The organism is Spirosoma endbachense (assembly GCF_010233585.1).
Taxonomy (GTDB): Bacteria; Bacteroidota; Bacteroidia; order Cytophagales; family Spirosomataceae; genus Spirosoma; species Spirosoma endbachense.
On sequence record NZ_CP045997.1, the window covers coordinates 7496885 to 7521086 of the forward strand.

The 24202-nt window shown below is 46.0% G+C and carries 19 protein-coding genes; 9 read left to right on the forward strand and 10 right to left on the reverse strand.

The window, feature by feature from the left end; genetic code table 11:
* Positions 1 to 13: 13 nt before the first annotated feature.
* Entirely contained in the window at positions 14 to 748 is a 735-nt protein-coding gene (locus tag GJR95_RS30470; protein WP_162389450.1) for a lysophospholipid acyltransferase family protein, read from the reverse strand.
* A gap of 76 nt (positions 749 to 824) precedes the next feature.
* Positions 825 to 2363, reverse strand: coding sequence for a bifunctional phosphoribosylaminoimidazolecarboxamide formyltransferase/IMP cyclohydrolase (gene purH / locus GJR95_RS30475; protein WP_162389451.1), 1539 nt, complete (start codon positions 2361 to 2363; stop codon positions 825 to 827).
* A gap of 176 nt (positions 2364 to 2539) precedes the next feature.
* On the opposite strand from purH, the gene GJR95_RS30480 reads away from it, so the two are divergent.
* Positions 2540 to 4111 carry an oligosaccharide flippase family protein gene (locus tag GJR95_RS30480; RefSeq protein ID WP_162389452.1) on the forward strand — a complete coding sequence of 524 codons (1572 nt, stop codon included), beginning with the start codon at positions 2540 to 2542 and terminating at the stop codon, positions 4109 to 4111.
* An 80-nt stretch (positions 4112 to 4191) separates the two neighbouring features.
* On the opposite strand, the gene GJR95_RS30485 is transcribed toward GJR95_RS30480, so the two are convergent.
* Entirely contained in the window at positions 4192 to 5103 is a 912-nt protein-coding gene (locus tag GJR95_RS30485) for a DUF4249 domain-containing protein (RefSeq protein ID WP_162389453.1), read from the reverse strand.
* A gap of 69 nt (positions 5104 to 5172) precedes the next feature.
* Positions 5173 to 7602 (reverse strand): TonB-dependent receptor, encoded by a 2430-nt coding sequence (locus GJR95_RS30490; protein WP_162389454.1) that lies wholly within the window; start codon positions 7600 to 7602, stop codon positions 5173 to 5175.
* 229 nt (positions 7603 to 7831) lie between these two features.
* On the opposite strand from GJR95_RS30490, the gene GJR95_RS30495 reads away from it, so the two are divergent.
* Positions 7832 to 8686 carry a TraB/GumN family protein gene (locus tag GJR95_RS30495; protein WP_162389455.1) on the forward strand — a complete coding sequence of 285 codons (855 nt, stop codon included), beginning with the start codon at positions 7832 to 7834 and terminating at the stop codon, positions 8684 to 8686.
* A gap of 19 nt (positions 8687 to 8705) precedes the next feature.
* Here the strand turns inward: GJR95_RS30495 and GJR95_RS30500 are convergent, their stop codons facing one another.
* Both GJR95_RS30500 and uvrA read right to left on the reverse strand, forming a co-directional pair.
* A complete protein-coding gene (locus tag GJR95_RS30500; RefSeq protein WP_162389456.1) occupies positions 8706 to 8963 on the reverse strand; it encodes a hypothetical protein in 258 nt (85 codons plus the stop codon).
* Between the two features lie 125 nt (positions 8964 to 9088).
* Entirely contained in the window at positions 9089 to 12007 is a 2919-nt protein-coding gene (gene uvrA, locus GJR95_RS30505) for an excinuclease ABC subunit UvrA (RefSeq protein ID WP_162389457.1), read from the reverse strand.
* A gap of 162 nt (positions 12008 to 12169) precedes the next feature.
* Between uvrA and GJR95_RS30510 the strand changes: the two genes are divergently transcribed.
* Together GJR95_RS30510 and GJR95_RS30515 are read left to right on the forward strand one after the other, a co-directional pair.
* Positions 12170 to 12799, forward strand: coding sequence for an MgtC/SapB family protein (locus tag GJR95_RS30510; RefSeq protein WP_162389458.1), 630 nt, complete (start codon positions 12170 to 12172; stop codon positions 12797 to 12799).
* Between the two features lie 101 nt (positions 12800 to 12900).
* The gene (locus GJR95_RS30515; RefSeq protein ID WP_162389459.1) at positions 12901 to 13521 is read left to right on the forward strand and encodes a hypothetical protein; all 621 of its coding nucleotides are present in this window, start codon (positions 12901 to 12903) and stop codon (positions 13519 to 13521) included.
* A 64-nt stretch (positions 13522 to 13585) separates the two neighbouring features.
* Here GJR95_RS30515 and GJR95_RS30520 read toward each other — a convergent pair whose 3' ends face one another.
* Positions 13586 to 14473, reverse strand: coding sequence for an SGNH/GDSL hydrolase family protein (locus GJR95_RS30520; protein WP_232540910.1), 888 nt, complete (start codon positions 14471 to 14473; stop codon positions 13586 to 13588).
* A 572-nt stretch (positions 14474 to 15045) separates the two neighbouring features.
* Between GJR95_RS30520 and GJR95_RS30525 the strand changes: the two genes are divergently transcribed.
* Both GJR95_RS30525 and GJR95_RS30530 read left to right on the forward strand, forming a co-directional pair.
* Positions 15046 to 16479, forward strand: a complete 1434-nt coding sequence (locus tag GJR95_RS30525; protein ID WP_162389460.1) for an MBOAT family O-acyltransferase — start codon at positions 15046 to 15048, stop codon at positions 16477 to 16479.
* A 124-nt stretch (positions 16480 to 16603) separates the two neighbouring features.
* Positions 16604 to 17689: an alginate O-acetyltransferase AlgX-related protein gene (locus tag GJR95_RS30530; RefSeq protein ID WP_162389461.1), complete on the forward strand. Its 1086-nt coding sequence runs from the start codon at positions 16604 to 16606 to the stop codon at positions 17687 to 17689.
* A 67-nt stretch (positions 17690 to 17756) separates the two neighbouring features.
* Here the strand turns inward: GJR95_RS30530 and GJR95_RS30535 are convergent, their stop codons facing one another.
* Complete coding sequence (locus GJR95_RS30535; protein WP_162389462.1) at positions 17757 to 19421, reverse strand: GMC family oxidoreductase; 1665 nt, start codon at positions 19419 to 19421, stop codon at positions 17757 to 17759.
* A 249-nt stretch (positions 19422 to 19670) separates the two neighbouring features.
* Between GJR95_RS30535 and GJR95_RS30540 the strand changes: the two genes are divergently transcribed.
* The gene (locus tag GJR95_RS30540) at positions 19671 to 20477 is read left to right on the forward strand and encodes an SMP-30/gluconolactonase/LRE family protein (protein WP_162389463.1); all 807 of its coding nucleotides are present in this window, start codon (positions 19671 to 19673) and stop codon (positions 20475 to 20477) included.
* Between the two features lie 60 nt (positions 20478 to 20537).
* Here GJR95_RS30540 and GJR95_RS30545 read toward each other — a convergent pair whose 3' ends face one another.
* Positions 20538 to 21200, reverse strand: a complete 663-nt coding sequence (locus GJR95_RS30545) for a phosphatidylserine decarboxylase family protein (protein ID WP_162389464.1) — start codon at positions 21198 to 21200, stop codon at positions 20538 to 20540.
* Positions 21201 to 21299: 99 nt separating this feature from the next.
* Positions 21300 to 22574 carry a Glu/Leu/Phe/Val family dehydrogenase gene (locus GJR95_RS30550; protein WP_174260245.1) on the reverse strand — a complete coding sequence of 425 codons (1275 nt, stop codon included), beginning with the start codon at positions 22572 to 22574 and terminating at the stop codon, positions 21300 to 21302.
* A gap of 332 nt (positions 22575 to 22906) precedes the next feature.
* Between GJR95_RS30550 and GJR95_RS30555 the strand changes: the two genes are divergently transcribed.
* Positions 22907 to 23293: a TraR/DksA family transcriptional regulator gene (locus GJR95_RS30555; protein WP_162389466.1), complete on the forward strand. Its 387-nt coding sequence runs from the start codon at positions 22907 to 22909 to the stop codon at positions 23291 to 23293.
* 439 nt (positions 23294 to 23732) lie between these two features.
* Positions 23733 to 24158: a phage holin family protein gene (locus GJR95_RS30560; RefSeq protein ID WP_162389467.1), complete on the forward strand. Its 426-nt coding sequence runs from the start codon at positions 23733 to 23735 to the stop codon at positions 24156 to 24158.
* The last annotated feature ends 44 nt before the right edge of the window (positions 24159 to 24202 follow it).

The window sequence follows — 24202 nt, forward strand, 5'->3', positions numbered from 1 at the left end:
AAAAGCGTGAACGTTAGGCCACTACTTTCTTTTCGCTCATTAATTCAGTGTTGATAATTCGGTATGTTTCTTCTTTCAGCCACTCCACATTGTCCTGGGTTAACCCTGCGGTTTCGATGGGCGAGTGAATGATCGCGCGGAGCGGATGCCAATGAAATCGTACCTTTTTCGTGTCGGGCAAAATTTTATAATTGTTCAGCAGTGTAACCGGTACAATCGGAACCTGTTGCTGAATCGCCATGATAAACGCACCTTCTTTGAATGGATGGTGCATTTGGGGCGGATTTTTCGCACGAATGCCCCCTTCCGGAAAGATCATGATACTACGACCTGAAGCCAGCGTACGAATCGATTTCGCCAGTGAATAAGCACGGCTGTTCGGCTGGTCGCGATCGACCTGAACGTGCAGTTTCGCGAACATATAACCCAGCAGTGGGATATGTTTAACGTCACTTTTACCCACAAAGGCATAGTAATTCCTGACAATCACGCCCATAGCTGCAATGTCCAGATATGAGAAATGATTGGCACAGAAGACATAAACCTGGTTTTTAGCAGGCTTAAACCGACGCTCAACGCGAACGGGCATCCCGATGCCAATGAAAAAAAGCGAGCCCCAGATAAAATTGATCTTATGCGCTACGGGTTTCCATTCATTGCGCTGCAAAAACACAAACTGTATCGGGAACAATACCAGATAAAGTGTGATAAAATAAACAGCGCACCAGATTGTATAAAGTAGTCGCATAAGTCTCTGCTTTTGTCATGCAGCCCCGGAAGCCGCTTACTTTATCTGGGCTTCCGGGGTTGCATGACAAAAAATATCAGTGTTTAAAATGCCTGATGCCCGTTGTGACCATCGCCAGATCGTGTGCATTGCAATAATCGATCGAGTCCTGATCGCGGACCGAACCGCCCGGCTGAACAACCGCCGTTATGCCGGCCTGCCCTGCAATTTCAACGCAGTCAGGAAAGGGGAAGAATGCATCGGATGCCATTACCGCTCCGTGCAGGTCGAAACCAAACGATCCCGCTTTTTCAATAGCCTGGCGGAGGGCGTCTACGCGTGACGTTTGCCCAACTCCACTTGCCAGCAGCTGATCTTTATTGGCCAGTACGATCGTATTGGACTTGGTATGTTTACAAACCTTCAGTGCGAACTCCAGGGCCTGTAATTCGGATTCTGTCGGGGCTTTTTGCGTAACTACCTTGAATTGCTCCGAAGTTTCGGTCTGATTGTCTTTGTCCTGTTCCAGAACGCCATTCAGAATCGTTTTGAACATGATCGATGGCAACGCAACCGATTTGCGTTTCAGTAAAATACGGTTCTTTTTCGATTTCAAGACCGCTAGGGCTTCGGGCGCAAAGTCGGGCGCGATCAGAATCTCCATGAACAGTTTGTTCAGTTCTTCGGCCGTTTCCAGAGCTACCGTTGTGTTCGTGATAATCACACCGCCGAAAGCCGACACCGGATCGCAGGCCAGCGCATTCAGATAGGCTTCTTTTGTGGTTGGTGCCGTAGCGATGCCACAGGCGTTTGTATGTTTAATGATTGCAAAGGTGCTTCCTGCCGAAGCCTGAAATTCATCGATCAAACCCACACAGGCATCAACGTCGACAAGGTTATTGTACGATAGCTCCTTGCCGTGCAGCTTCTCAAACATAGCGTCCAGATCGCCGTAGAACGTTGCCTGCTGATGCGGGTTTTCGCCGTAACGCAGGTGATTGGCTGGCAGATTCTTGAAATCTGCAATCGATGGCTCAGACTGGCTATCCGAGTCAGCGAAATAGGCATGAATGGCTGTATCATAATGCGACGTTACGGCAAACGCTTCTTTGGCGTAATACCGGCGGTCGTTCAGATCCGTGGCGCCATTTTTCTCCGCGAGCAGTTTCACTACGTCGGCATATTGGCTCCGCGACGAGACAATCAGCACATCCTTGTGGTTTTTGGCAGCCGCCCGGATGAGCGAAATCCCACCAATGTCAATTTTTTCGATGATATCGTCATCCGATGCCCCCGATGCCACTGTTTCCTCGAACGGATAGAGGTCAACAACGGCCAGATCGATGGGAGGAATCTTATGCCGTTCGGCCTGAGCAAGATCTTCAGGTAATTCACGACGATAGAGAATACCACCCATAACGGCCGGATGAAGCGTTTTAACGCGCCCCCCGAATATGGATGGATACCCCGTCAGGTCTTCAACGGCCGTTACAGGAATGCCGAGTTGTTCAATAAATGCCTGGGTGCCACCGGTAGAGTATAGCCGCACATTCTGTTCGTGCAAAAGCCGTACTAAGGGTTCGAGACCGTCTTTGTAATAAACGGAGATCAGCGCAGAGGAAATTTTGAGGGACATGCTGTCAGTTGAATCAGCTATAGTGCTGTTTCTGAAATTAATGGTCAAGTTGGCCGAAACAATAAAGAGACTGTTTCGACCTGAAGCACAAAGATAACCAAACGTCTTAACTTTGTCAGCCCGAGGCACGAAAGCCGCGGTATGAACGTCCTAATTAGCAGGTAGGTATTAGTGGAATGAGTACATTCAAAAAATTAGCCAGCGACACCGCTTTGTATGGCGTCAGTACTATTCTTGGGCGAATGCTCAATTTTGCACTGGTGCCTTTGCAAACCTACGTGTTTACCCAGCCGGGCGAAATGGCTTCTAACGTCGAATTATACAGCTGGGTAGCCATTCTGATGGTTATTTATACGCTGGGTCTTGAAACCGCTTTCTTTCGGTTTGCGGCCCGTCGGCCTGATGATCGTATGAAAGTGTTTAATGAAACACTGAGTATTGTTATTGCCGTCAGCGCATTATTTACCACGCTAATTATTCTGCTGACTCCGCAGATCGTAGTTTGGCTGGATTATCCGGGTCAGGAATTGTCGGTAATCTGGGTCGCGATCATCGTTGCGATCGACGCCGTTATGGCAATACCATTCGCGCGGCTTCGGGTCGAGAACCGGGCGCGCCGGTTCGTTCAGGCGCGGATTATCAACATTCTCATTGTGGTCGCCCTGAATGTATTCTTCCTGATCATTTGCCGGGATATTTATAACGGGAACTACCTGTCGGTGTTGAAACCCATCATCGACCTGATCTACTATCCCAGCCTTGGCCCTGGCTACATTATTCTGGCTAACTTATTGGGTAATGCCACCTATTTTCTACTGTTGCGCGATGCGTTCTCCGGCTTTCGTTTTCGGATAAATAAAAGTGATTCAAGGGTTATGCTCGCGTATGCGGCCCCGCTCATGCTCACCAGTCTGGCCGGACTGATCAACAGCATGACCGACCGGTTATTCCTGCAACACTGGCTTCCAGAGGGGTTTTATCCGGGATTCACGAGTAAAGACGCACTGGGTATTTATGGTAACTGTCTGAAACTGTCCGTTTTTATGGCGTTGGTCATTCAGTCATTCAAGTTTGCCGCCGACCCGTTTTTTTTCTCACGGGCCGAAGATAAAAACTCGCCTAAACTGCTGGCCGACGTCACCAAGTGGTTTATAATCGTTTGTGTGCTCATCTGGGTTGGCGTCAGTCTGAATCTGGACGTGGTGGGGTTACTCGTATCCAAAAAATACCGATCAGGTTTACCGATTGTACCGCTGTTGTTGTTGGCTAACCTTTTTCTGGGGGTCTACTATAACATTGCGTTCTGGTTCAAACTCAGCGACAAGACCCAGTTTGGAACGCTGATCACCATTATTGGTGCCCTGATTACGGTTGTTGGCAATATTATTCTAATTCCTCTGGTGGGCTACATGGGCTGCGCGATTGCTTTTCTGGCATCCAGCTTCGTCATGATGGTCATTTGCTACCTACTTGGCGAAAAGTATTACCCGGTTCCCTACCATGTGAAATCGGCAGTTGGCTACATTCTAGGCGCAGGACTGTTGATCTATGCGTCGCAGTATGTTCAGATTGCCAATCTGTGGCTTGCGATACCGTATCATCTGGCTTTGTTTGGGTTGTTTCTGGCAGTGGTTCTGGTCATTGAACGAAATACATTCAAGCCCGTTTTGCAGCGGATACGCCAGCGAAAAACCCCGGTAGTTGCCCCTAAAAATCCCTCCGATGAACCGTTGATTCCTAACGAATAGTATTCCTGTAAACTGCGATTGGGGTAATCAGGTACGTGCGCACGTACCTGATTACCCCAATCGCAGTTTACTATATATTTTTAATCCGTGTCAGGTCGTAGATTTTCGGTTGCTACGCGTGCCGTACGACTGCGCACCGCTGACGTAATGAAGAAACCGACGGCCTTTCGTCCGCTGGCATTCGTATTGACGATATTCGTTGGCACATTGGTAGGAGGAGTGGCAAACAGACCACCATTCGAGATCTGAGCTTGTAACTCTTCCCAGAAATCATACGCTTCCAGCGTCAGCGACTGCACTTCAACTTTGACCACATCGTCGAACGCATATAAACTATCTGGGTTTACTGACCGCCGGATCGGCAGAATAAACATCAGCCCATCCGTGTTCGCATTGCCTCGGAAAGCCCCATCCTGTGTGGTAATGATATCACGGGCTTTGTTCTGTAAGGTGCCATTCCGAAAATAGCGAATCCGGTAATAATCCGTTGCGCCCGGTAAATCCCGCGAATAAAATTCGGCCCGGTAACCTTCCGTTTTCGACAAGGGATTTAATTTCTTCTTGACAAACGTAATGGAATCGACCGCAGGGACACGGTTTAGCTTCGAGGTAGACCGATAGACCTCATTTTGATACGCAATGTTGAGCTGATAGGTGCGGCCGATGTGCCCGAGCGTGTCGGTAGCCACTTTCGGCTGCCAGACGTAATAACCGTCGTTGTCGTTGTCAGTGAATGCATATGTCTTGCCCGCATCGTCAGACACCGTCACCGTCGCGCTAAGGGCGGCTGGTGGAGTGCTACTGTTAAAATAGGCTGCCGTTTGGGTTAGCCGTATGGTTTGCGGGCCAGGTTGGTCGGTGAGCGTGGCATCGACCGACAGTTGAATTGGGCCAGTGTCCAGCCTGGCATCGATAACCGTCTCGCAGCCCGATAGTGCGTATAGCGCGAGTAGGTAAACTGGAAGCCTATATAAAAATGAGTATCGTTTCATTGTCTAAAATCGCGTATCAGGTTGTCAATTAATGGGTTGTCTTACTTACTCGTCCCTTAATTACTGGCGCTAGAATTTGAAATTGTAGGTTATGGATGGAATAACCGTTGCAAATACTGAATACTTGATCGCTTCGGTTACCCGAGGATTATCGGCATTTGGCTGGAAATACACCGAAAAAGGATTCTTCCGGGCATACACATTATAGACCGAAAATACCCAGTTATCGTCTTTCCGTTTACCGGGCCGTTTACGTCCCTGCAAGGTTGCGGCCAGATCGAGCCGATGATAAGCCGGAATCGTATAGTTGTTACGACCGTTATAAATAGGCGTTGTATAGTCCTGATACTCAAATCGATTGGTGGGGAATGTGCCAGGTGTACCACTGGCCAGGGTAAACGTTGCCGAGAAATTCCAGCGTTTGGCCTGTGGTGGATCGAATAGCAGTACCGAGGTCAACGTATGGCGTTTATCGAAACGCGTTGGATACCAGTCGCCGTTGTTAATTCCGGCTACCTGCCGTTCCGTTTTTGCCAGTGTATAGCTAATCCAGCCATTGACCACGCCCGTGTTGCGTTTTACGTAAAACTCAGCACCGTAGGCCCGACCTTTACCACTCAGCAAATCGCCTTCCAGATACTTGTTCAGAATCAGGTTGGCTCCATCAATGTAATCAATCTGGTTCTGGAGCCACTTGTAATAAACTTCAACCGACGCTTCGAATTCGCGACCCGATCGGCCAAAATTCTTAAAGTAGCCACCCGCAATCTGATCCGCAATCTGCGGACGAATGTTGTTGGTCGATGGTGTCCAGATATCTAAGGGCGTTGAAGCCGTTGTGTTCGAAACAAGGTGGATATATTGAGCCAGTCGATTGTAACTCAGCTTAAACGAACTATTGTTTGCCATTTCATACTTGGCCGCAAAACGGGGTTCCCAGTTGCCGTAGGTCTGGATGGTGTTCCGACCCTTATAATCGACAGTCGTGAGTACTGTTCGCCGTTCGCCAACAGGCACATCCGTTTGGAAAATATAGGCTTCGCCCGGCCCGATGTAATTAAACAATGAATAGCGCAGGCCATACTGGAGCTGCAATTTTGAGGTTACCTGCTGCTCGTTGCCGATGTAAAGCGCATTTTCCAGTCCATACTTACTTTCCAGCCCGAACGTACGAATACTGCCCGAACTGGCAGCTGTGGCCATACCCGGCTGGAAATCGTGCAGAATAGACTGGCCTCCGAAGGTAATGGTGCTTTTTCCGAGGAATAAGGAGAAATCAGGCTTCAGACTATAATCGACAATTCGGGAATCGGTACGAAAAAAGTCATTCGGCTTTTTCCGCTTCAGATCGGAGTCGAGCGAGTAGTCGTAATTGCTATAGTAAGCCGTCGTATTCAAAAATAACCGATCGCTGAATACGTGGTTCCAGCGGGCCGAAACGGTTGTGTTGCCCCAGTTAAACCCAAAATCTGAACCGAATACATCGCGACCCAGATAGCCCGATAAGTACACGATATTCTTATCGTTGATCCGATAATTTCCTTTTGCCGTCAGGTCAAAAAAGTAGAATTTAGACCCTCTCAGATCTTTGTTCAAAAACGGCTGAGCCAGAATATCGGCATACGAACGACGGCCTGCAATGATAAATGAGCCTTTCCCTTTAAAAAGCGGACGCTCGTATGATAATCGACTAAATATCAAGCCTATGCCACCATTTAACTCCGGTTTTTTTGCGTTACCTTCTTTCAGCCGGACATCAAGAATGGACGCAATTCGACCGCCGTAGTTGGATGGAATACCACCCTTGATGAGCTTTACATCTTTTACCGCGTCGGGATTGAACACCGAGAAGAAGCCAAACAGGTGCGACGAATTGTAGACCGGGGCTTCATCCAGGAGCACCAGATTCTGATCGATACTACCGCCCCGTACATTAAATCCGGTCGCTCCTTCGCCAACCGTCGATACGCCGGGCAACAGCTGAATACTCCGGATTACATCTACCTCACCCAGCAGGGCCGGGATACGTTTTAGTGTTTTAACGTCAATCTGGTTGACGCTCATGGCAATGTTCTTGACGTTATCGTCTTCGCGCTTGGTTGAAACCACTACCTCTTGTAGCTGCTTGCCTTCTTCACTCAACTCAAGATTGAGCCGAACGTTTTGGTCGGTCAACGCTACCGTCCTGCTTTGTTTTTCATAACCTACATAAGAAATAACAAGGTTATACGTGCCGGGTGGAATGGTTATGGCATAGAAACCGTAGTTGTTGGTAACTGCGCCAGTGCCTGTCTCTTTCACATAAACGGATACGCCGATCAACCCCTCCCCGTTAGCTGCATCTTTTACATACCCACTCACTGTGAGTTGTGCCGGGGCTAATTTGCCAATGCTACCTGCCTGATTCGTTGCATTCTGACCGGCCTGCGCTCGTACCGTAACGCTACTCGTTACAGCAAGAAATAGGCAAAAGAGCCTAATAAATACATTGTTTTTCATTCGGTTGTTAGTAAATTACCTGGCTGGCGGTTTAGCCAGAATAGCTTTAGCTGATGGAGTCGTAAAAGTAGATACGTGCCAGTTGGGCTTTTCAAAAAAATAGATAAACCGGCGAAATCAAGGGGTGAACGGCACTGTTTTTTGTATTAAATTAATAATACAGCTTCCTGCCTGAAAGAATTGAGGTTTACATAAGGTTCGCTTTTTGATCCATTTACCAAAGACTATCATGCGTTTTTTCATTTTTGTTCTACTGCTATTACCCAAGGTTTCCGTTGCCCAATCCTTATTGTGGGAAGTTTCCGGCAATGGCCTCAAACAGCCTTCCTATCTGTTTGGAACCTATCATATTCTTAAGGACAGTTATCTCGACAAAACCCCTACGGTGCAGACCGCTTTTAATCTGGCGCAGGGAATTGTTGTCGAAACAACCGTCGACTCAGCGGCTATGTTAAGTATGGCAATGCGGGCAATCATGCCCGACAATAGTTTGAAGAAATTGCTTTCAGAGACTGACTATCAGCTGGTAAGCGACGAATTTAAAAAGACCACAGGATACGATCTGACTATGTTTAATCAGATGAAGCCTATAATGACGGCCACAACGCTAAGCTTAAGTTACGCCGAAAAAGAAGTGGATACGCTCAGTAAATTCAGCGGGCTACCGCTTGATCTGTATTTCGCTATGGAAGCGAAAAAGCGAAAAAAAGTACTGACTCCGCTCGAAACGATGGAGCAGCAGATGGCCTTCCTGTTCGATCATGATCCAGTTGAAAAACAAGCCGCCGATCTGGTTCGAATGGTAAAAGAAAAAAAGACGATGCAGGGCCAGAGTAAGCGGCTGACTGATTTATACCTGGCTGGTGATCTGAACGGTATGTGGAAGCTGAGCCAGGAGTATGAAGAAAAATACGGCGATCTGTCGTATCTGGTGAATGAACGTAACCAGACCTGGATGGGTAAACTGCCCACCCTGATGGCACTTCGGCCAACGTTCGTGGCTGTTGGTGCACTCCACCTGCCCGGCCCCAGCGGATTGATTACACTATTACGCAATGCCGGGTTTCAGGTAAAACCTTTGTGAGCGCCTGAGATTTAGGTGCTCAATACAATTCAAAAGGAATGAGGAAAATCGGGTCTTTGTGCTCCCTGATTAGTTGCATAATATTTTCGTCATCGGGCCGAAGTTCATCGAATAAATCGTCGCCAAACTGATTGCCAGAAATGACAATGACCGTGTTTGGATTTAGGGTATTGAGTTTATACTCATACCCGTCTATATCGGTCATGGGAAAATTGTAACTGGCTGGTTCTCCTGTAATTGGGCAGATCTCGAAGCGTTCTACTTCTGCGTTTAGCATTCCCATCTGGATAGAATTTTTGCGGAAAATTGATGAGAATCCTGAAGACTTCCTACCCGGTCGGGCAGGAAGTCCTTAAACTTAACAGAAAGATAATAGCATCTAACTCGCTGAACCTACGAATACTAAACTTTTCCCCGCAGATAGTCAGCGGTATAGTTTCCGTCGGCTAGTTTGACCATTTCTTCGGGGGTTCCTGTAAACGTGATATAACCGCCAGTGTCTCCACCTTCCGGGCCGAGGTCAATAATATAGTCAGCGCTCTTAATGACTTCCATATTATGCTCGATAATGATAACCGAGTCACCCTGGTCGACAAGAGCATTGATCGCCGAAAGCAATTTTCGGATATCGTGAAAATGAAGCCCGGTTGTCGGTTCGTCGAAAATGAATAGCGTGCTGCCTTTGTTGGGATTTCCTTTACCGAGGAAAGATGCCAGCTTTACACGCTGGGCTTCACCGCCAGAAAGCGTATTGGACGACTGACCAAGGCCGATATAACCCAACCCCACATCCTGCAATGGCCGCAATTTATCGGCCATTTTAGGGTCTGCTTTTCGGAAGAAGTCGATGGCTTCATCCACGGTCATGTCTAAAATGTCAGAAACATTTTTGTCCTGTAAGGTAACCTCCAGTATTTCCTGCTTGAAACGTTTGCCGCCACAGCCCTCACATTTGAGGTAAATGTCGGCCATAAACTGCATCTCGATTTTCACTTCACCTTCGCCCTGGCATACTTCGCAGCGACCGCCATCGACATTAAAGGAAAAATGACTTGGTTTGTAGGCACGTGATTTGGAAAGCGGCTGATCGGCCATAACCTGCCGCAGGTAATCATACGCTTTGATATAGGTTACCGGGTTTGATCGACTCGATTTGCCAATTGGATTCTGGTCAATCATTTCAATAGCCGAAACACGGCTGAGTGAACCACCCAGGCTATCATATTTCCCGGCTTCTTCTGCTGCGTCGCCCTTTTCCCGCATTAAGGCCGGATAGAGCACTTTTCGAATCAGCGTACTCTTGCCTGAGCCCGATACGCCCGTTACGACCGTAAGCGTATTGAGCGGGAACCGCACATCTACATGTTTGAGGTTATTCTCACGGGCTCCTTTCAGCTCAATAAAGTTCGTCGCTTTTCGGCGGAATGTGGGCACTTCAACCGTCTCGCGTCCGGTCAGAAAATCGAGGGTATGCGATTGCATAGGCTGAGAGAGCTCATTACCATCCTCCGGATTCGAGGCTTCGTGCCCTACGCTCTGCATAATCTGCTCCCACGTTCCCTGAAACACCAGATGTCCGCCAAGTGAACCGGCATCCGGTCCAATATCAATCAGCTGGTCGGCGGCCCGCATTACTTCTTCTTCGTGCTCAACAACGATGACCGTGTTGCCCATATCACGTAAGGATTCCAGAACGCTGACCAGCCGCTTCGTATCGCGTGGATGAAGGCCAATACTAGGTTCATCAAGAATATACATTGAACCGACCAGGGCGGAACCAAGTGATGTAGCGAGCTTAATGCGCTGGTATTCACCACCAGACAGTGAATTGGTCAGGCGGTTTAGGGTCAGGTAACCCAGGCCAACACGTTCCATGTAATTCAGCCGGTTACGAATCTCGATCAGGATGCGATTGGCTACCTGTTGCTGATGCGGAGGAAGCTGCATCTCCTGAAAGAATGCCGTTACCTGCGTGATAGGCATCAGAACCAGATCGGTGATCGACTTTCCGGCGACCTTTACATAGCCCGCATCCTTACGCAAACGCGAACCCCGACATTCCGGGCAGGTGGTTTTTCCTCGATAACGTGATAACATCACGCGGTACTGTACCTTGAAGGTCTGACTTTCAACGTAGTCGAAAAAAGAATTCAACCCATCGAAATAGGCGTTGCCCGACCAGAGCAGTTCCTGCTCGGCAGGAGTGAGGTCTTTATAAGGACGGTGAATCGGGAAGTCGAAGCGAATGCCATTCTTAAGCAATGGCTTCAAAAACTCCTCGCTCATTTTCTCACTGCGCCAGGGGGCAATTGCTCCCTCAAAAACCGACAGATTTTTATCCGGGATAACCAGGTCAGGGTCAATGCCTAACACTTTTCCGAACCCATCACACCGTCGGCATGCACCGTATGGATTATTGAATGTAAACAGGTTTACACTCGGCTCTTCGAATCCGATACCGTCTAATTCGAATTTATCGGAGAAAACGCGAGATTCGCCCAATTCGCCGGACCGGCCAACAATCTCTACCCGGCAAGTGCCTTCGCCTTCGTTAAAAGCCGTCTGAACAGAATCGGAAAAACGATATTGATTATCTTCGTCGGGATTGCCATTATCGTCGTAGATAACAGTGCCGCGGTCGATGAGAATTTCCAGAGAGGAGTGGGGCAAATTAACTTTATCCGCATTTTCGCCTTCCAGAATATCTTCGATTTGCAACACTTGCCCATCGGCTACGATTCGGGTATAGCCTTTCTGAAGCAGGATGGTCAACTCATAAATCAGCGTTCTGCCCTCACGAATACGCAGCGGAGCCAAAATCATAACCCGCTGGCCAGCCTCAAAACTGTACATGAAGTTGACAACGTCCGTAACGGTATCTTTACGCACTTCATAGCCCGAGACGGGCGAATAGGTAATACCCGCCCGCGCAAACAAAAGTTTTAGATAGTCATAAATTTCAGTCGAGGTTCCAACCGTTGAGCGGGGGTTTCGGGTCGATACCTTTTGTTCGATGGCAATGGCTGGCGAAACACCCTTGATGTATTCGACCTCGGGTTTTTCCATCCGTCCCAGAAACTGTCGGGCATAGCTGCTCAGGCTTTCGACATACATGCGTTGCCCCTCGGCAAACAACGTGTCGAAGGCGAGCGATGATTTTCCGGAGCCAGACAGACCCGTAAGAACAACTAATTTATTGCGTGGAATGGCAACATCAATTCCTTTCAGATTATGTACTTTCGCCCCCTTAATGATAATAAACTGTTTGGGGTCAAGGTGATCAACCGACTGTTGTTGTTCGGTGTTCGTGGTTTGAGTCATTCTAAGTCAGTAGGGTAAACTCTATCTAAATTTTAACGGTTTATTTGAAAATATGGTTTCTCTGGACTGATATTCTTAGGTCGACTTTTGCCAGGATCGACCAGCCTTTAGCCGACAAATGCAACAACCAGGTATTTACTGCCGTATTAGGTAACGAAAGCAATGGATTTCGTCATAGAAGACATTATTAGCTTAACTGCTGCATTGGTTATTGGCGGCCTAATTGGGGCTGAGCGTGAGTATCATGGCAAATCGGCGGGTTTTCGAACCATGATTATGATTTGTGTCGGGTCTGCCTTATTCACGCTTATCTCCGGCCGGATCGGTAATTCCGGTGATCGTATTGCCGCTAATATTGTCAATGGAATTGGCTTTCTGGGGGCAGGCATCATCTTTCGGGAAGATAATCGGGTAAAAGGCCTTACAACAGCGGCTACCGTTTGGGCGGTATCGGCATTAGGTATGTGTGTAGGAAGCAAACACTACGATATTGCTATTACAGGATTTGTGCTTATTATGTGTTCACTTTTGTTGCTGACCGGTTTAACCAAACAAATTCAGAAGTTTAATCAGACCCGCGACTATAAAATCGTGACCCAGTTTCGAAACCGGACACTGGATGAGTACGAAACATTTTTTGAAGCGTGTAACCTCTCACCAACACTGAGGCATCAGCAACGGATTGGAACAGAAATCGCGGGCCACTGGCGGGTGCACGGAACCGTAAAGAATCATGAAAAATGTATTAAACATCTGCTAAACGATCCCGAAGTAAAAGAATTTACCTTCTGATTTCGTTACTTTCGGGACGCTGGATAGCAAGATGTCAATTAAGTCAACTAATCGTGTTTTATTCATAGTCTATGCCAGCTTCTTTTTTATATAAATCTATCATGAGTCATATCCAAAAGCTACTGTTTATCATAGCGTTATTAAGCAGTAGCGTTGCTTTCGGGCAACTCACAGAAGACCCTGAAGACCGCCGTGATCAGGGTAAAGATCCTTTTAAAACACAAACTGTAGATGGGCAACCATTGCCCTTTTCGCAGCGACTACGGTTTGGCGGGGGCATTAACGGTTTCCGGTTCGGCAATCCGTTTAGTTTAGGTGTGTCGCCGGTTGTTGGTTACCAGGCCACCGAGCGCCTTATTGTTGGCATTGGAGGAACATACAATTACACACATTATAAAGCCCCTTATTATACACCGACCACCTACAACCAGTTTGGTGTGAGAGGCTTTGCGATGTATGAATTTATTCCGTCTATTTTGCCAAACCTATATTTGCATGGTGAGGTAGAAAATAGCTCTATTCAGGTTAAAGACGATCAAACCAGCCGATCAAATAGTGTAGGCGTAACGGCGCCTTTGGTTGGTCTTACGTATTCGCAGCCTATTTCCCGCCGGTTTGGCGTAAATCTGACTGCACTTTATAACCTGAATTATAACGATCCACAGGGCGTTTCACAATATATTTATGGTAGCCCGCTGGTCATTCGGTTATCATTCTTTTGAGGAAATTTCCGTTCTAAATAAAAAAGCATCGCTTTTATGGCGATGCTTTTTTATTTAGAACGACTTACGGGATTTTTTGCCAGATCAGATCGGCGATGCGGAGCATACCCAGATCGTTGGGATGGGCCGCCACGCCCGGATTGGTGTACTGGCTGGCAAAGTATTTGCTCTGAGGTACCATCTCGCTTAAGTCTACTAATGGATAGCCTTTTTCGAGCGTAACTTTTCGGATAATGGCATCTGCCTGAGGGCGTGGCCATACGCTGGTTGTGCAGACGATTTTAGTGGGTTGTTCATAGGAGGCAAATTTGTCGAGCAACGCGCGAAATTGTTTTTCAAAGTTACGGCCCCCCAGAACCTCTCCTTCGTCAACGTTTTCGCCAATACGAACGATAATCAGGTCGGGCTTAAATACTTGTAAAGGCTCATTAAATTCATCAAGGCTATAGGTTGCCAGCCCAAATCCACGCTCAAAATTACCGCCATTCTGGAGTTTAAAGCTCACCTTGGGATATAAGCCCGCTAAATGGCTGGTCAGTAAATGGACAAAGTCTTTCTCCGGAGCAGAAGCCGCCATACCGTTTGTATTATACCAGCCAAGTTCGGGAGCCGGACCATGGCTCATAATACTATTGCCGATAACCAGCATTCGCTGGAAGTAAGGCACGTAATTTGCCTGTGCTACGGCAGAAACCAGATCGTTGACACGAGTTCGGGCAAGAATAGCATTACTACTGATAACGGACACCTGATTGCCGACAGTCCATGCTTTTCCATTATCGTATGAATACTCAAGCAGGGCTCCAGGGGGCATATCTGTAGCACTTATTGGGACTTTAGTGCCATAGGCAATGCTATCATTCGTCAGGGTAAAAACAGGGATAGGAAGCCCCTGTGGCACTGCCGATGGCGGTTTATGGGTAGGGTTGACTTTGGTAACTGTCACTGGCATACAATCAGGCGTATTGCAGTCAGTAGCGGGTGGTTTAGTTGGTTTTGTAAGCTGATTGATCGATTCAAGGTGGGTGCAACCAGGTAGCCAATAACTTACACTGACAGAAAGCAGAATCAGCGATGCATAGTGCAAACTGAGTCTGCTAACCTTATAATTTCTTAAGCCCTTGTGCACCAATATTGTTAGCGTTATAGTAAATGCACTGTCACTAAAAATATGCCAATTGTTTGTATTATTTAAAAAAAATTGAATATTACGATGCACATTTAAGCAAAAAACGGCAATAACGTGTGATGTATTTTTTGCCAATGTTCTCATAATCAAAAGCTTGTTGTTAGGTCAGGTTGTTTTATACATGTGCAAAAAAAATTACTTTTGAACTAAATTACAGCTGTGGGAAAAATTTTCACAGATTTTGAGCAATAAGTTTTCACGGGACGTGATGACACTCTATTCACTCAAAGAAAGTAAGCAATATGTTTTTCAGTTTTTGATGGATATCCTAGTGCTGAAATCTTTATCAGGTGATTTGCCTGAGTCGATTTCTATGCTTTGTAAATAAGTGGTTTATGCTTTTCAGTTCGGCTATTTTTCTGTTTTTATACCTGCCAATTTTTCTGGTTATTTATTATGTAATACCCAGGGATTGGCGCAATGCTTTTTTGTTTTTCGCAAGCCTGGTTTTTTATGCCTGGGGTGAAACTCTGGTTGTGCTGGTTTTATTGTTATCTGCTTTTATTAATTTCGTTGCCGGGAGACTTATTGAGCAGGGGCAGCGTAAGACTGGTCTGTTACTTTCCCTGATTGGAAGTCTCTCGTTATTAGTATATTATAAATATGCCAACTTTCTCTTTAACTCATTACAGGGTATTGCTAAATTATTGATGATACCGGGCGCTGATGAAATTAATCTGGCAGAGATTGCACTTCCAATAGGTATTAGTTTCTATACATTTCAGGGAATTTCTTACACCTTAGATATATACTGGGGGCATATTCGGGCTAATCGGAATTTTCTGGATTATGGAACTTATGTGGCCATGTTTCCGCACCAGATTGCCGGTCCGATTGTCCGTTACGCTGATATTGCGCCTGAGTTAACGAAGCGCACTGTTACCATCGAAAAATTTGGGATCGGAGCAGAGCGATTCATTATTGGGTTAGCTAAAAAAATTCTGATGGCCAATACGTTTGCTGGTGTCGCTGATGTCATTTTCAGCGCGCCAACTACCAGTTATTCGACTGCAACGGCCTGGCTGGGTATTATATTTTATGCGCTCCAGATCTATTACGATTTCTCTGGCTACTCAGATATGGCTATTGGCCTGGGCAAGATGCTGGGTTTCGATTTTAAAGAGAATTTCAATTACCCATACATAGCTCATTCCGTTCAGGATTTCTGGCGTCGGTGGCACATTTCATTATCAAGTTGGTTTAGAGATTATCTTTACATTCCATTAGGTGGCAATCGGAAAAGCAGAGTGCGTGTTTATGGTAACTTGCTACTGGTTTTTTTCATAACAGGGCTGTGGCATGGCGCTAGCTGGAATTTTATCGTCTGGGGGCTATATCATGGTCTGTTTCTGCTCATTGAGCGGGCTGGCCTTAGTAAGCTGCTGGTACGGGTTTGGGCGCCTGTTGCGCACGTTTATACATTACTGGTTGTATTAATAGGCTGGGTGTTTTTCCGGATCGAGAATTTGCCTGATGCGATTAACTATTTACAGAAAATGATAGGTTTAGGCCCTGTTGTAACCGTTGAAGCGTTTGCTCCTTCTTACTTTATAAATGTTGAGACGGTAGTAGTGCTGATATTGGGTATACTACTGGCTACACCGATACATAATCGTTTTCATCAATGGTGGATGCGTCGGGCCCCTTATTTTCCGGTCCGGCTGGTATCTGATTCATTGTATACATTTGGCCTGCTTGCCCTATTTGTAACAACCATTATGTATCTGGCTGCCGATACATATAATCCGTTTATTTATTTTCGATTTTAGGCCTTTTTTTTAAGTGCCTGAAGATCAAATTTTGTAATAAAGTCGAGGTATGGTTAGCTCAGTTCCACATAAAATTAAAAAGCCAAATCCAAAGGCAATCATAAAAAAAACGTACGTTTTTTTTATGATTGCCTTTGGATTTGCAACATTATTATTTTTCCCAATACTCGATCAGTGCCTGGACCTATCGACCGGGTTTAAAAGCACGGAAAAACGTATTCTTGCTCCATTCCCAACGTTTAGATTTCCTCATGTTAAATCCTATATCCACGAATTTGATGAGTATTATAAGGAAAATTTTGGGTGGCGTAATGCCCTTTTTCACGCATATAGCTATTGGAAGTTAGTAATCCTTGGTCAATCTCCGTTACCCGATAAAGTTGTAGTTGGTAAACACGGCTGGTTTTACCCCGGAAATAGCCTCAATCATGCTGTTGATAAACACCGGGGCTTGATGCCAATGTCGCAAAGTTCCATGCATGCCATATGCCAGCGATTAAGCCATTTTCAACAGCAACTGGCCAAACATGGAACACGATTATATATCCTTGTTGCTCCTGATTCTTATACAATATATCCTGAAAATTTGCCAGACTATATTCACGAGAATGGGCCGTCTAATCTGGATTTATTTAAACAATACCTGACTCAGCATACCACTGTTCCATTCATCGATATACGTAACGCGCTGCGAATGGCTAAGAAAAATCATGTTGTTTACTCGCAAACCGATACACACTGGAATGACTATGGATCGTTAATAGCCTCGTTAACAGTAGTTGATTATGTTAAAAAAGACTTCCCTCAGTTAATCGATGCCAATTTATCTGATTACCGAGTGAAAGCGACGAATGGTATGGGGGGGGATTTAGTGACGATGCTGGCCTTAAATAAAGAGTTGAAAGATTCGGTCGTCTATAGAATTACGCCAGTTCCTTCTTTAGCCGCCCGGCAAATAGAAAATACGCCGAATGCCGATATGAATTTACCCTCTTCGCGATTTATCGGCCAGAAATCTACTCTACCTAAGCTATTATTAATTGGCGATTCGTTTAGTTTTAGCATGAATCAATTCATCCCGAATCATTTTGGGGAGTCTTATCTGGTACGTACCAATCGGTTCAAAATGGACCTGGTTCAGAATGAGCATCCCGATATTGTTGTGCTTGAGATTGTTGAGCGGAATATAGACTTATTAGCGAGCTATTAGTCTAATTTATAGAGGATTGTATTCGTAGTGAAAATACAACGCTGGAAAAACATGTGGAAAAAATCCTTTAAGACTCCGAAAGGATGTGTTTCGGTAGTTTCATCATTGGTTTTCCTAAAATTAGATCAGCCGCTTTTTCTGCAATCATAATGACAGGGGCATTCGTATTTCCAGATACGATGGTTGGCATAATTGAGGCATCAACAACCCGTAATCCTTCAACTCCCCGAACACGCAGATTCGCGTCAACTACAGCCGTTTCATCATGATCTGAGCCCATTTTGCAGGTGCCTACCGGGTGATATACTGTTTCAAGCTGTTGCAGGATATGTTGCCAGAGTGCATCATCGGAGCTATAATCGGTGGGTGTTTGAATCCGAAGCCGGTACGAATCAAAGGCATCTGCCTGCATGACGGTTAATGCCTGCCGAATACCGTTGATGAGCACCATCCTGTCATCTTCATGCTCCAGATAGTTAGGCTGAATCAGGGGCGCGTCAAGTGGATTATTTGACCGTAATCCGACATAGCCTACGCTTTTGGGCTTTAATAACGTGGGCAGGATCGTGTAACCGTCGGTGGTAGGGTATGTTGTCAGGTCATACACGTCGGTTGTGTAGTCATCGCCCATGTGTATAGGGGCGAAGTGAAACTGCATATTGGGGCGATCCTGCGATGGGTCTGTTTTCAGAAAAGCGACTGCTTCGAGTGGGCTAACCGTAAATGGCCCCTTCCCGAACAGAAAATATTGACCCATGGCCTTCAATTGATTGATTGGCTTAAGGTGAAAATTTGACGAGATACCCCGTTGCGAACACAAGCTACTGACACCCGTAAAGAGATGATCCTGTAAATTCTGGCCTACACCAATGAGTTCCTTCTTTACGGCAACTTTCCCCTGGCGTAATGCATCGACCGGGCCGATTCCGGATAGCATGAGCAATTGGGGAGACTGAAACGCTCCCGCTGATAGGATAACTTCCTTGGTTGCGGTCGCTAGTTGAGTCTGATTCTTGCCCGTTATGAATTCAACACCAGTTGCCCGGTCATTTTTCAGTAAAATCTGCTTCGTTAAGGCATGCGTGATTACCGTCAGATTCGATCGGCTTAGTACCGGTTTTAAAAAGGCTGAAGCTGCACTGTGGCGTTTGCCACCTTTAATGGTAAACTGGAAGAACCCGGTTCCTTCCTGCTCTTCCCCATTATAGTCCTGATTCTCGCGGATGCCCGCCTGAATACAGGATTTAACGAAAGCACCAGCCAGGGGCGTTTGATACCTGGTCGCATTGGTCACGTTTAAGAGCCCTTCATGGCCATGATAGTAGGAATCTAACTGACTATACTGCTCATTATGTTCTGACCGGATAAAATAAGGCAGAACGTCAGCATAACCCCATCCTGTATTTCCTCCATGTGCCGCCCAATCGTCGTAATCAAGCCGGTTACCACGAACATAAGCCATTGCGTTGGTCGAACTACAGCCTCCGAGTGTTTTACCGCGTGGCTGATACATTCGGCGGCCATTAAGCGCTAATTGGGGTTCTGTCCAGAAACCCCAGTCAACGGCAGTGCCATTCAGTTTTGTATAAGCTGCCGGAATATGAATCTCCATCTTTTTGTCTGGACCGCCTGCCTCCAGAAGAAGTACAGATAAGGATGGATCAACAGAAAGCCGATTGGCCAGTACACAACCCGCTGAACCCGCTCCAATAATAATGTAGTCGAATGTCATACGAATGAATTGAGATGGAGAATGAAGATACAAATAAATCTTGGTAAAATTATGTCATGTAGTTATTAGTTATTTTTAAAAAGCTGTGGATTTCAGAATGTTATAGGCGAGAAGTATGTCGTTTAAAAGATTTCTTAAACAAAGTCCGGGCATTCGAACTTCTTCATGTGAACGGATAGTCGTTTATATGACCCGATCCGTAGACAACGATAGCCTTGAAATACTTATAGAATTAAATGAAAGGAACGTATGGACGAAATACGTGTACTGGCAACAGGATTACGCTTTCCCGAAGGTCCGGTGTTTGATGAAGATGGATGTCTTTGGTGCGTAGAGCAGGAAGGAGAGGGGTTATTTTGCCGGGATTCAAGTGGAGAAACCACACGAATTAAGACCGGGGGACGACCTAACGGAGCCGCTGTTCGTGACGGTTATGTCTGGTTTTGCGATTCAGGCCAGCATTCGATCCGGCGGTTAAATAGTAAAACGAAACATATAGAAACGGTAATCGACCGAATAGGCACTGAGCGGCTACAATGGCCGAATGATCTGCATTTTGACCATTTGGGAAATCTATTGTTTACCTGCCCTGGTGCCCCCGACGACGATCAGACAGGATATGTTGGCGTTTATTCGCGGGAGGGATTGGCTGAGATTATTGCCGACGGATTGAACTACCCCAATGGATTGACTATACTGCCTGATAATCAGACATTACTCATCGGTGAAACCCACCGGCAGCGTATCTGGCAGGGATATTGGGATGCTACGGGTCTAAGTTGGGAGAATATCAGTGTATGGACGTCAGTTATTGACGTTCCCGATGGAGACTCGATTCCGGGGCCCGATGGATTTACGGTTGGGCCCGATGGAAATATATACGTAGCCGTATACGGAGCCGGTGTAATCAGGGTATTTTCGCCAGATGGAAACCTGGAGAGAGAAATCAAATTGCCCGGTCAGAATCCATCCAACTGCGTATTCGATCCTAAGGGTAATTTAGGCCTGGTTGTTACTGAAACGGAGCGGGGAGAATTGCTGAGCCTTCGTGTATAGCGATATTATTTATTCTGGATGCATGGTTCATCGCGCTCAACTTCCAGCATCCAGAAGGCTTTATTTTAATTCAGCCAGCACAGTGACTCCCCCTTTTGTTTTATCGCCGATCTTTACATTGATTTCGGCGTCAAGCGGGAGGAATACATCAACCCGAGAGCCAAATTTAATGAAGCCCATTTCGTCGCCCTGCTTAACAGGTTGCCCTTCTTTCACATACCAGATGATACGCCGGGCCACGGCTCCTGCAATTTGTCGGAAAAGGACTTCAGCACCATTGGCCGATTGAATGACAATCGTAGTCCGTTCATTTTCAGTACTTGATTTCGGATGCCAGGCTACCAGATACTTTCCTGGATAATACTTGAAATAGCGGACTATGCCCGTTACGGGGTTTCGGTTTACATGCACATTTAAGGGCGACATAAAAATAGAAACCTGTCGCCGACGAGACTTAAAATATTCGTCTTCGCTGGTTTCTTCAATGACCACAACGGTACCATCGGCTGGTGCGATCACCTGCGATTCGTGGACAGTTAATTGCCGGGTTGGCACACGAAAAAACTGCACGATCAGCCCAAACAGAATGAAGCTGGCTATGGCTAATAGCGTGATGGCAGTTGAATTATCGGAGAATAGATAAAAATATGCCAGTAGGTTCAGGGCCAGTAATACCAGCCCTGTGGTAATCATTATGGTGAAACCTTCGCGGTGTAAGCGCATGGAAAGAAATATGATGTGTACTATATGATGTATTTCTGATGCATCATGAATGAGCAAAATTATACATCATATAGTACACATCATACATTTTAGAGAAAATCAATAACCACCACGGAATTTATAGGTACTGGACACTTTGTCGATCGCTACGATATAAGCAGCTAAACGTAGCGGTACCTGATACCGTTGAGAGGTTTCGAATACACGATCGAAGGCATCTTTCATCACTCGGTCGGCCCGGCGATTGATGCGATCCAGCGTCCATTTGTAACCAATTCGGTTCTGAACCCACTCAAAGTAGGAAACCGTAACTCCTCCGGCGTTAGCCAGAATATCGGGAACAACCAGAATGCCTTTACTATTAATAATTTCATCGGCTGATGCCGAAGTCGGGCCGTTTGCTCCTTCAACGATCATGCGGGCCTGTATTGATGCTGCATTGTCGTCAGTAATGACGTCTTCTTTGGCCGCTGGCACTAACACATCGACGGCCAGCGAGAGCAGTTCTTCATTTGATATTTTCTCGGCTCCACTAAAACCTTCGAGCGTGCCTTTATTCCCGTTCCGATACGTTACGGCTGCCGTAATGTCAATACCCGATGCATTGTAATACCCGCCAGAGATATCGCTGATAGCGACAACAGTAACTCCCCGTTCATGGAGAAGCTCAGCCGCAAACGAACCGACGTTACCAAAACCCTGTACGGCGGCTGTAGCCCGATACGGATTCATGCGGAGTTTATCCATTGCAGACAGTGCAGCTACCGTAACACCACGTCCGGTGGCTTCTGTTCGGCCAAGAGAGCCACCCAACACTAATGGTTTGCCTGTCACTACGTTGTTGACAGTCATGCCTTTCGCTTTTGAGTATTCATCGACAATCCAGGCCATTTCGCGAGGCCCGGTACCCATGTCAGGAGCTGGAATATCGCGGTCAGGACCAATTACGTCGAGCATAGCAACTGTATATTGCCGGATAAGTCGTTCAATTTCTCCAGCCGACATTTCGCGTGGGTTACAGGCAATACCGCCCTTCGCACCACCATAAGGAATATCAACGACGGCGCATTTCCAGGTCATCCAGGCGGCTAATGCCCGAACTTCATCCAGATTTACTCCCGGATCAAGCCGAATACCGCCTTTAGCCGGTCCCAAAATGTTGGAGTGAATAACGCGATAACCCTCAAAAACTTTGATGGCACCATTGTCCATCGTAACGGGCAACCCAACAATAACTTGTCGGGCTGGTACTTTCAGGATATCATACATTTCGTCCGAAATGCCCAGAAGACGGGCGGCCGCATCAAATCGCGACATCATGGACTCAAGTGGATTTTCTTTATCTTTTATTGGGGCTGGTTCAATGTATGCCATGGCCATAGTTTTACTTCACTCTGTTAAACCATTTCTATTGATGAAGTGTGTCACAAAATTAATTAAAAGCGATGTATTATTATGAAAGGTATATTTTTTCTCAAATTAATCTAAAATTTATTTCCCAATAATAATTCACTACTAAGGTCAACACCAAAATTGTAATTTCCTGATATTCGCCTGTGCGAAAGAAAAATCGGGGATATAAAGAAATGGCAGTTTAATAAAAATTATAAGAAAAGATATTCTTGTCTGTCGATACATTGAAAATCAGGTCAGAAAGCATTAATTTTGGGAATTATTACACACCCTGTTTATTACAGCTATTAACTATGGTTCAGGAAGAAAAAAAACGCTACTCGGAAGAAGACCTGAAAGAGTTCGAAGAACTGATCAGTCAGAAACTTGAAGCGACCCGTAGTGAGTTGAATTATATTAAGGAAACACTTAGCAAACGCAACGATAGTGGTACCGATAATACATCAGGTAATTCTAAATTGCTTGAGGATGGTGCCGATACCAGCGAACGTGAAAACCTTAGTCAGTTAGCGGCTCGCCTACAAAAATTTACGCAGCAGTTAGACGCGGCCATGGTACGGATTAAAAATGGAACCTACGGGGTCTGTAAGGATACCGGAAAACTGATTCCAAAAGAGCGTCTCCGCGCAGTACCACATACGCAACAAACAATAGAGGCTAAGTTGCGCCAGTCAAACTAACGTTTGATGCGATAGGAGGTTCTCGTAAACCTGTCATCATTCAAGATGGACAGTATACCCTTCTGACGCCTATAAGTAAGGATTTTCAAAAGGTCTGGTAGTTAATCTGCCAGACCTTTTTTGTTTAACAGATCCAGGACTTTCGCTCAGAGCCGTGCCAAAGTTTGTTTGCGTATCACTAGTAACCGTGGCACAGCTCTGAGCGAAAGTCCTACTTAAAAATGTCTTGTTTATAACTAGCGTTTTTACCGTTACGCCACTAAATTAACGACAAATGCCCCGGTCTGATCCGATACGGATCACTACCTTAAAAATGTTCAGGCAATAGTGAGCTAATGGTAGCATTACAAAGCGCTTAGACGGTCAGAAACGGACAATTTCTGAACAAAATGGACGGTTTTTTGTAAATAACGCAGAGCAAATCTAAACATCGACAATCATGCTGGAACGCCTGGAAGAAATTCGGGAAAATATCTTCCGCTATCTGGAGGCTCGAATCGAGCTATTTACACTCGAGACAAGAGGCAAAGTGGAAGAAGGAGTTGTGGTCGGTATTCATGGTATTGTGCTGGCGCTTCTAGGCACCATGACGATCATATTCTTATTTAGTTTGCTGGCTGCTTACCTGAATGAGGTGACAAATAGCCGGTACATGGGTTTTGTGATAGTAGCCGGTTTTTTTCTATTATTGACACTAATCTGGGCTACAGCCAGCGGTTTTGTTAAATCGAAAATACGGGTAGCTGCCTATAAGGCCATTAAAAAAAGTCAGGAAAAAAAGGCAGAAGAAAAATCAGAAGCCATCCATGAGTTAATGGAAAAAACGCGTGCCAGCCTAAATGAAAGCAGCCGTTACCCTGAATAACAGCTACTTACTAACTAATTAATTATAAGCTACATATACTAAGT

Bases quoted from the DNA above. Each gene is read 5' to 3' on its own strand.
- GJR95_RS30470 (WP_162389450.1), bottom strand. From the start codon at position 748: ATGCGACTACTTTATACAATCTGGTGCGCTGTTTATTTTATCACACTT.
- purH (WP_162389451.1), bottom strand. From the start codon at position 2,363: ATGTCCCTCAAAATTTCCTCTGCGCTGATCTCCGTTTATTACAAAGAC.
- GJR95_RS30480 (WP_162389452.1), top strand. From the start codon at position 2,540: ATGAGTACATTCAAAAAATTAGCCAGCGACACCGCTTTGTATGGCGTC.
- GJR95_RS30485 (WP_162389453.1), bottom strand. From the start codon at position 5,103: ATGAAACGATACTCATTTTTATATAGGCTTCCAGTTTACCTACTCGCG.
- GJR95_RS30490 (WP_162389454.1), bottom strand. From the start codon at position 7,602: ATGAAAAACAATGTATTTATTAGGCTCTTTTGCCTATTTCTTGCTGTA.
- GJR95_RS30495 (WP_162389455.1), top strand. From the start codon at position 7,832: ATGCGTTTTTTCATTTTTGTTCTACTGCTATTACCCAAGGTTTCCGTT.
- GJR95_RS30500 (WP_162389456.1), bottom strand. From the start codon at position 8,963: ATGCTAAACGCAGAAGTAGAACGCTTCGAGATCTGCCCAATTACAGGA.
- uvrA (WP_162389457.1), bottom strand. From the start codon at position 12,007: ATGACTCAAACCACGAACACCGAACAACAACAGTCGGTTGATCACCTT.
- GJR95_RS30510 (WP_162389458.1), top strand. From the start codon at position 12,170: ATGGATTTCGTCATAGAAGACATTATTAGCTTAACTGCTGCATTGGTT.
- GJR95_RS30515 (WP_162389459.1), top strand. From the start codon at position 12,901: ATGAGTCATATCCAAAAGCTACTGTTTATCATAGCGTTATTAAGCAGT.
- GJR95_RS30520 (WP_232540910.1), bottom strand. From the start codon at position 14,473: ATGCCAGTGACAGTTACCAAAGTCAACCCTACCCATAAACCGCCATCG.
- GJR95_RS30525 (WP_162389460.1), top strand. From the start codon at position 15,046: ATGCTTTTCAGTTCGGCTATTTTTCTGTTTTTATACCTGCCAATTTTT.
- GJR95_RS30530 (WP_162389461.1), top strand. From the start codon at position 16,604: ATGATTGCCTTTGGATTTGCAACATTATTATTTTTCCCAATACTCGAT.
- GJR95_RS30535 (WP_162389462.1), bottom strand. From the start codon at position 19,421: ATGACATTCGACTACATTATTATTGGAGCGGGTTCAGCGGGTTGTGTA.
- GJR95_RS30540 (WP_162389463.1), top strand. From the start codon at position 19,671: ATGGACGAAATACGTGTACTGGCAACAGGATTACGCTTTCCCGAAGGT.
- GJR95_RS30545 (WP_162389464.1), bottom strand. From the start codon at position 21,200: ATGCGCTTACACCGCGAAGGTTTCACCATAATGATTACCACAGGGCTG.
- GJR95_RS30550 (WP_174260245.1), bottom strand. From the start codon at position 22,574: ATGGCATACATTGAACCAGCCCCAATAAAAGATAAAGAAAATCCACTT.
- GJR95_RS30555 (WP_162389466.1), top strand. From the start codon at position 22,907: ATGGTTCAGGAAGAAAAAAAACGCTACTCGGAAGAAGACCTGAAAGAG.
- GJR95_RS30560 (WP_162389467.1), top strand. From the start codon at position 23,733: ATGCTGGAACGCCTGGAAGAAATTCGGGAAAATATCTTCCGCTATCTG.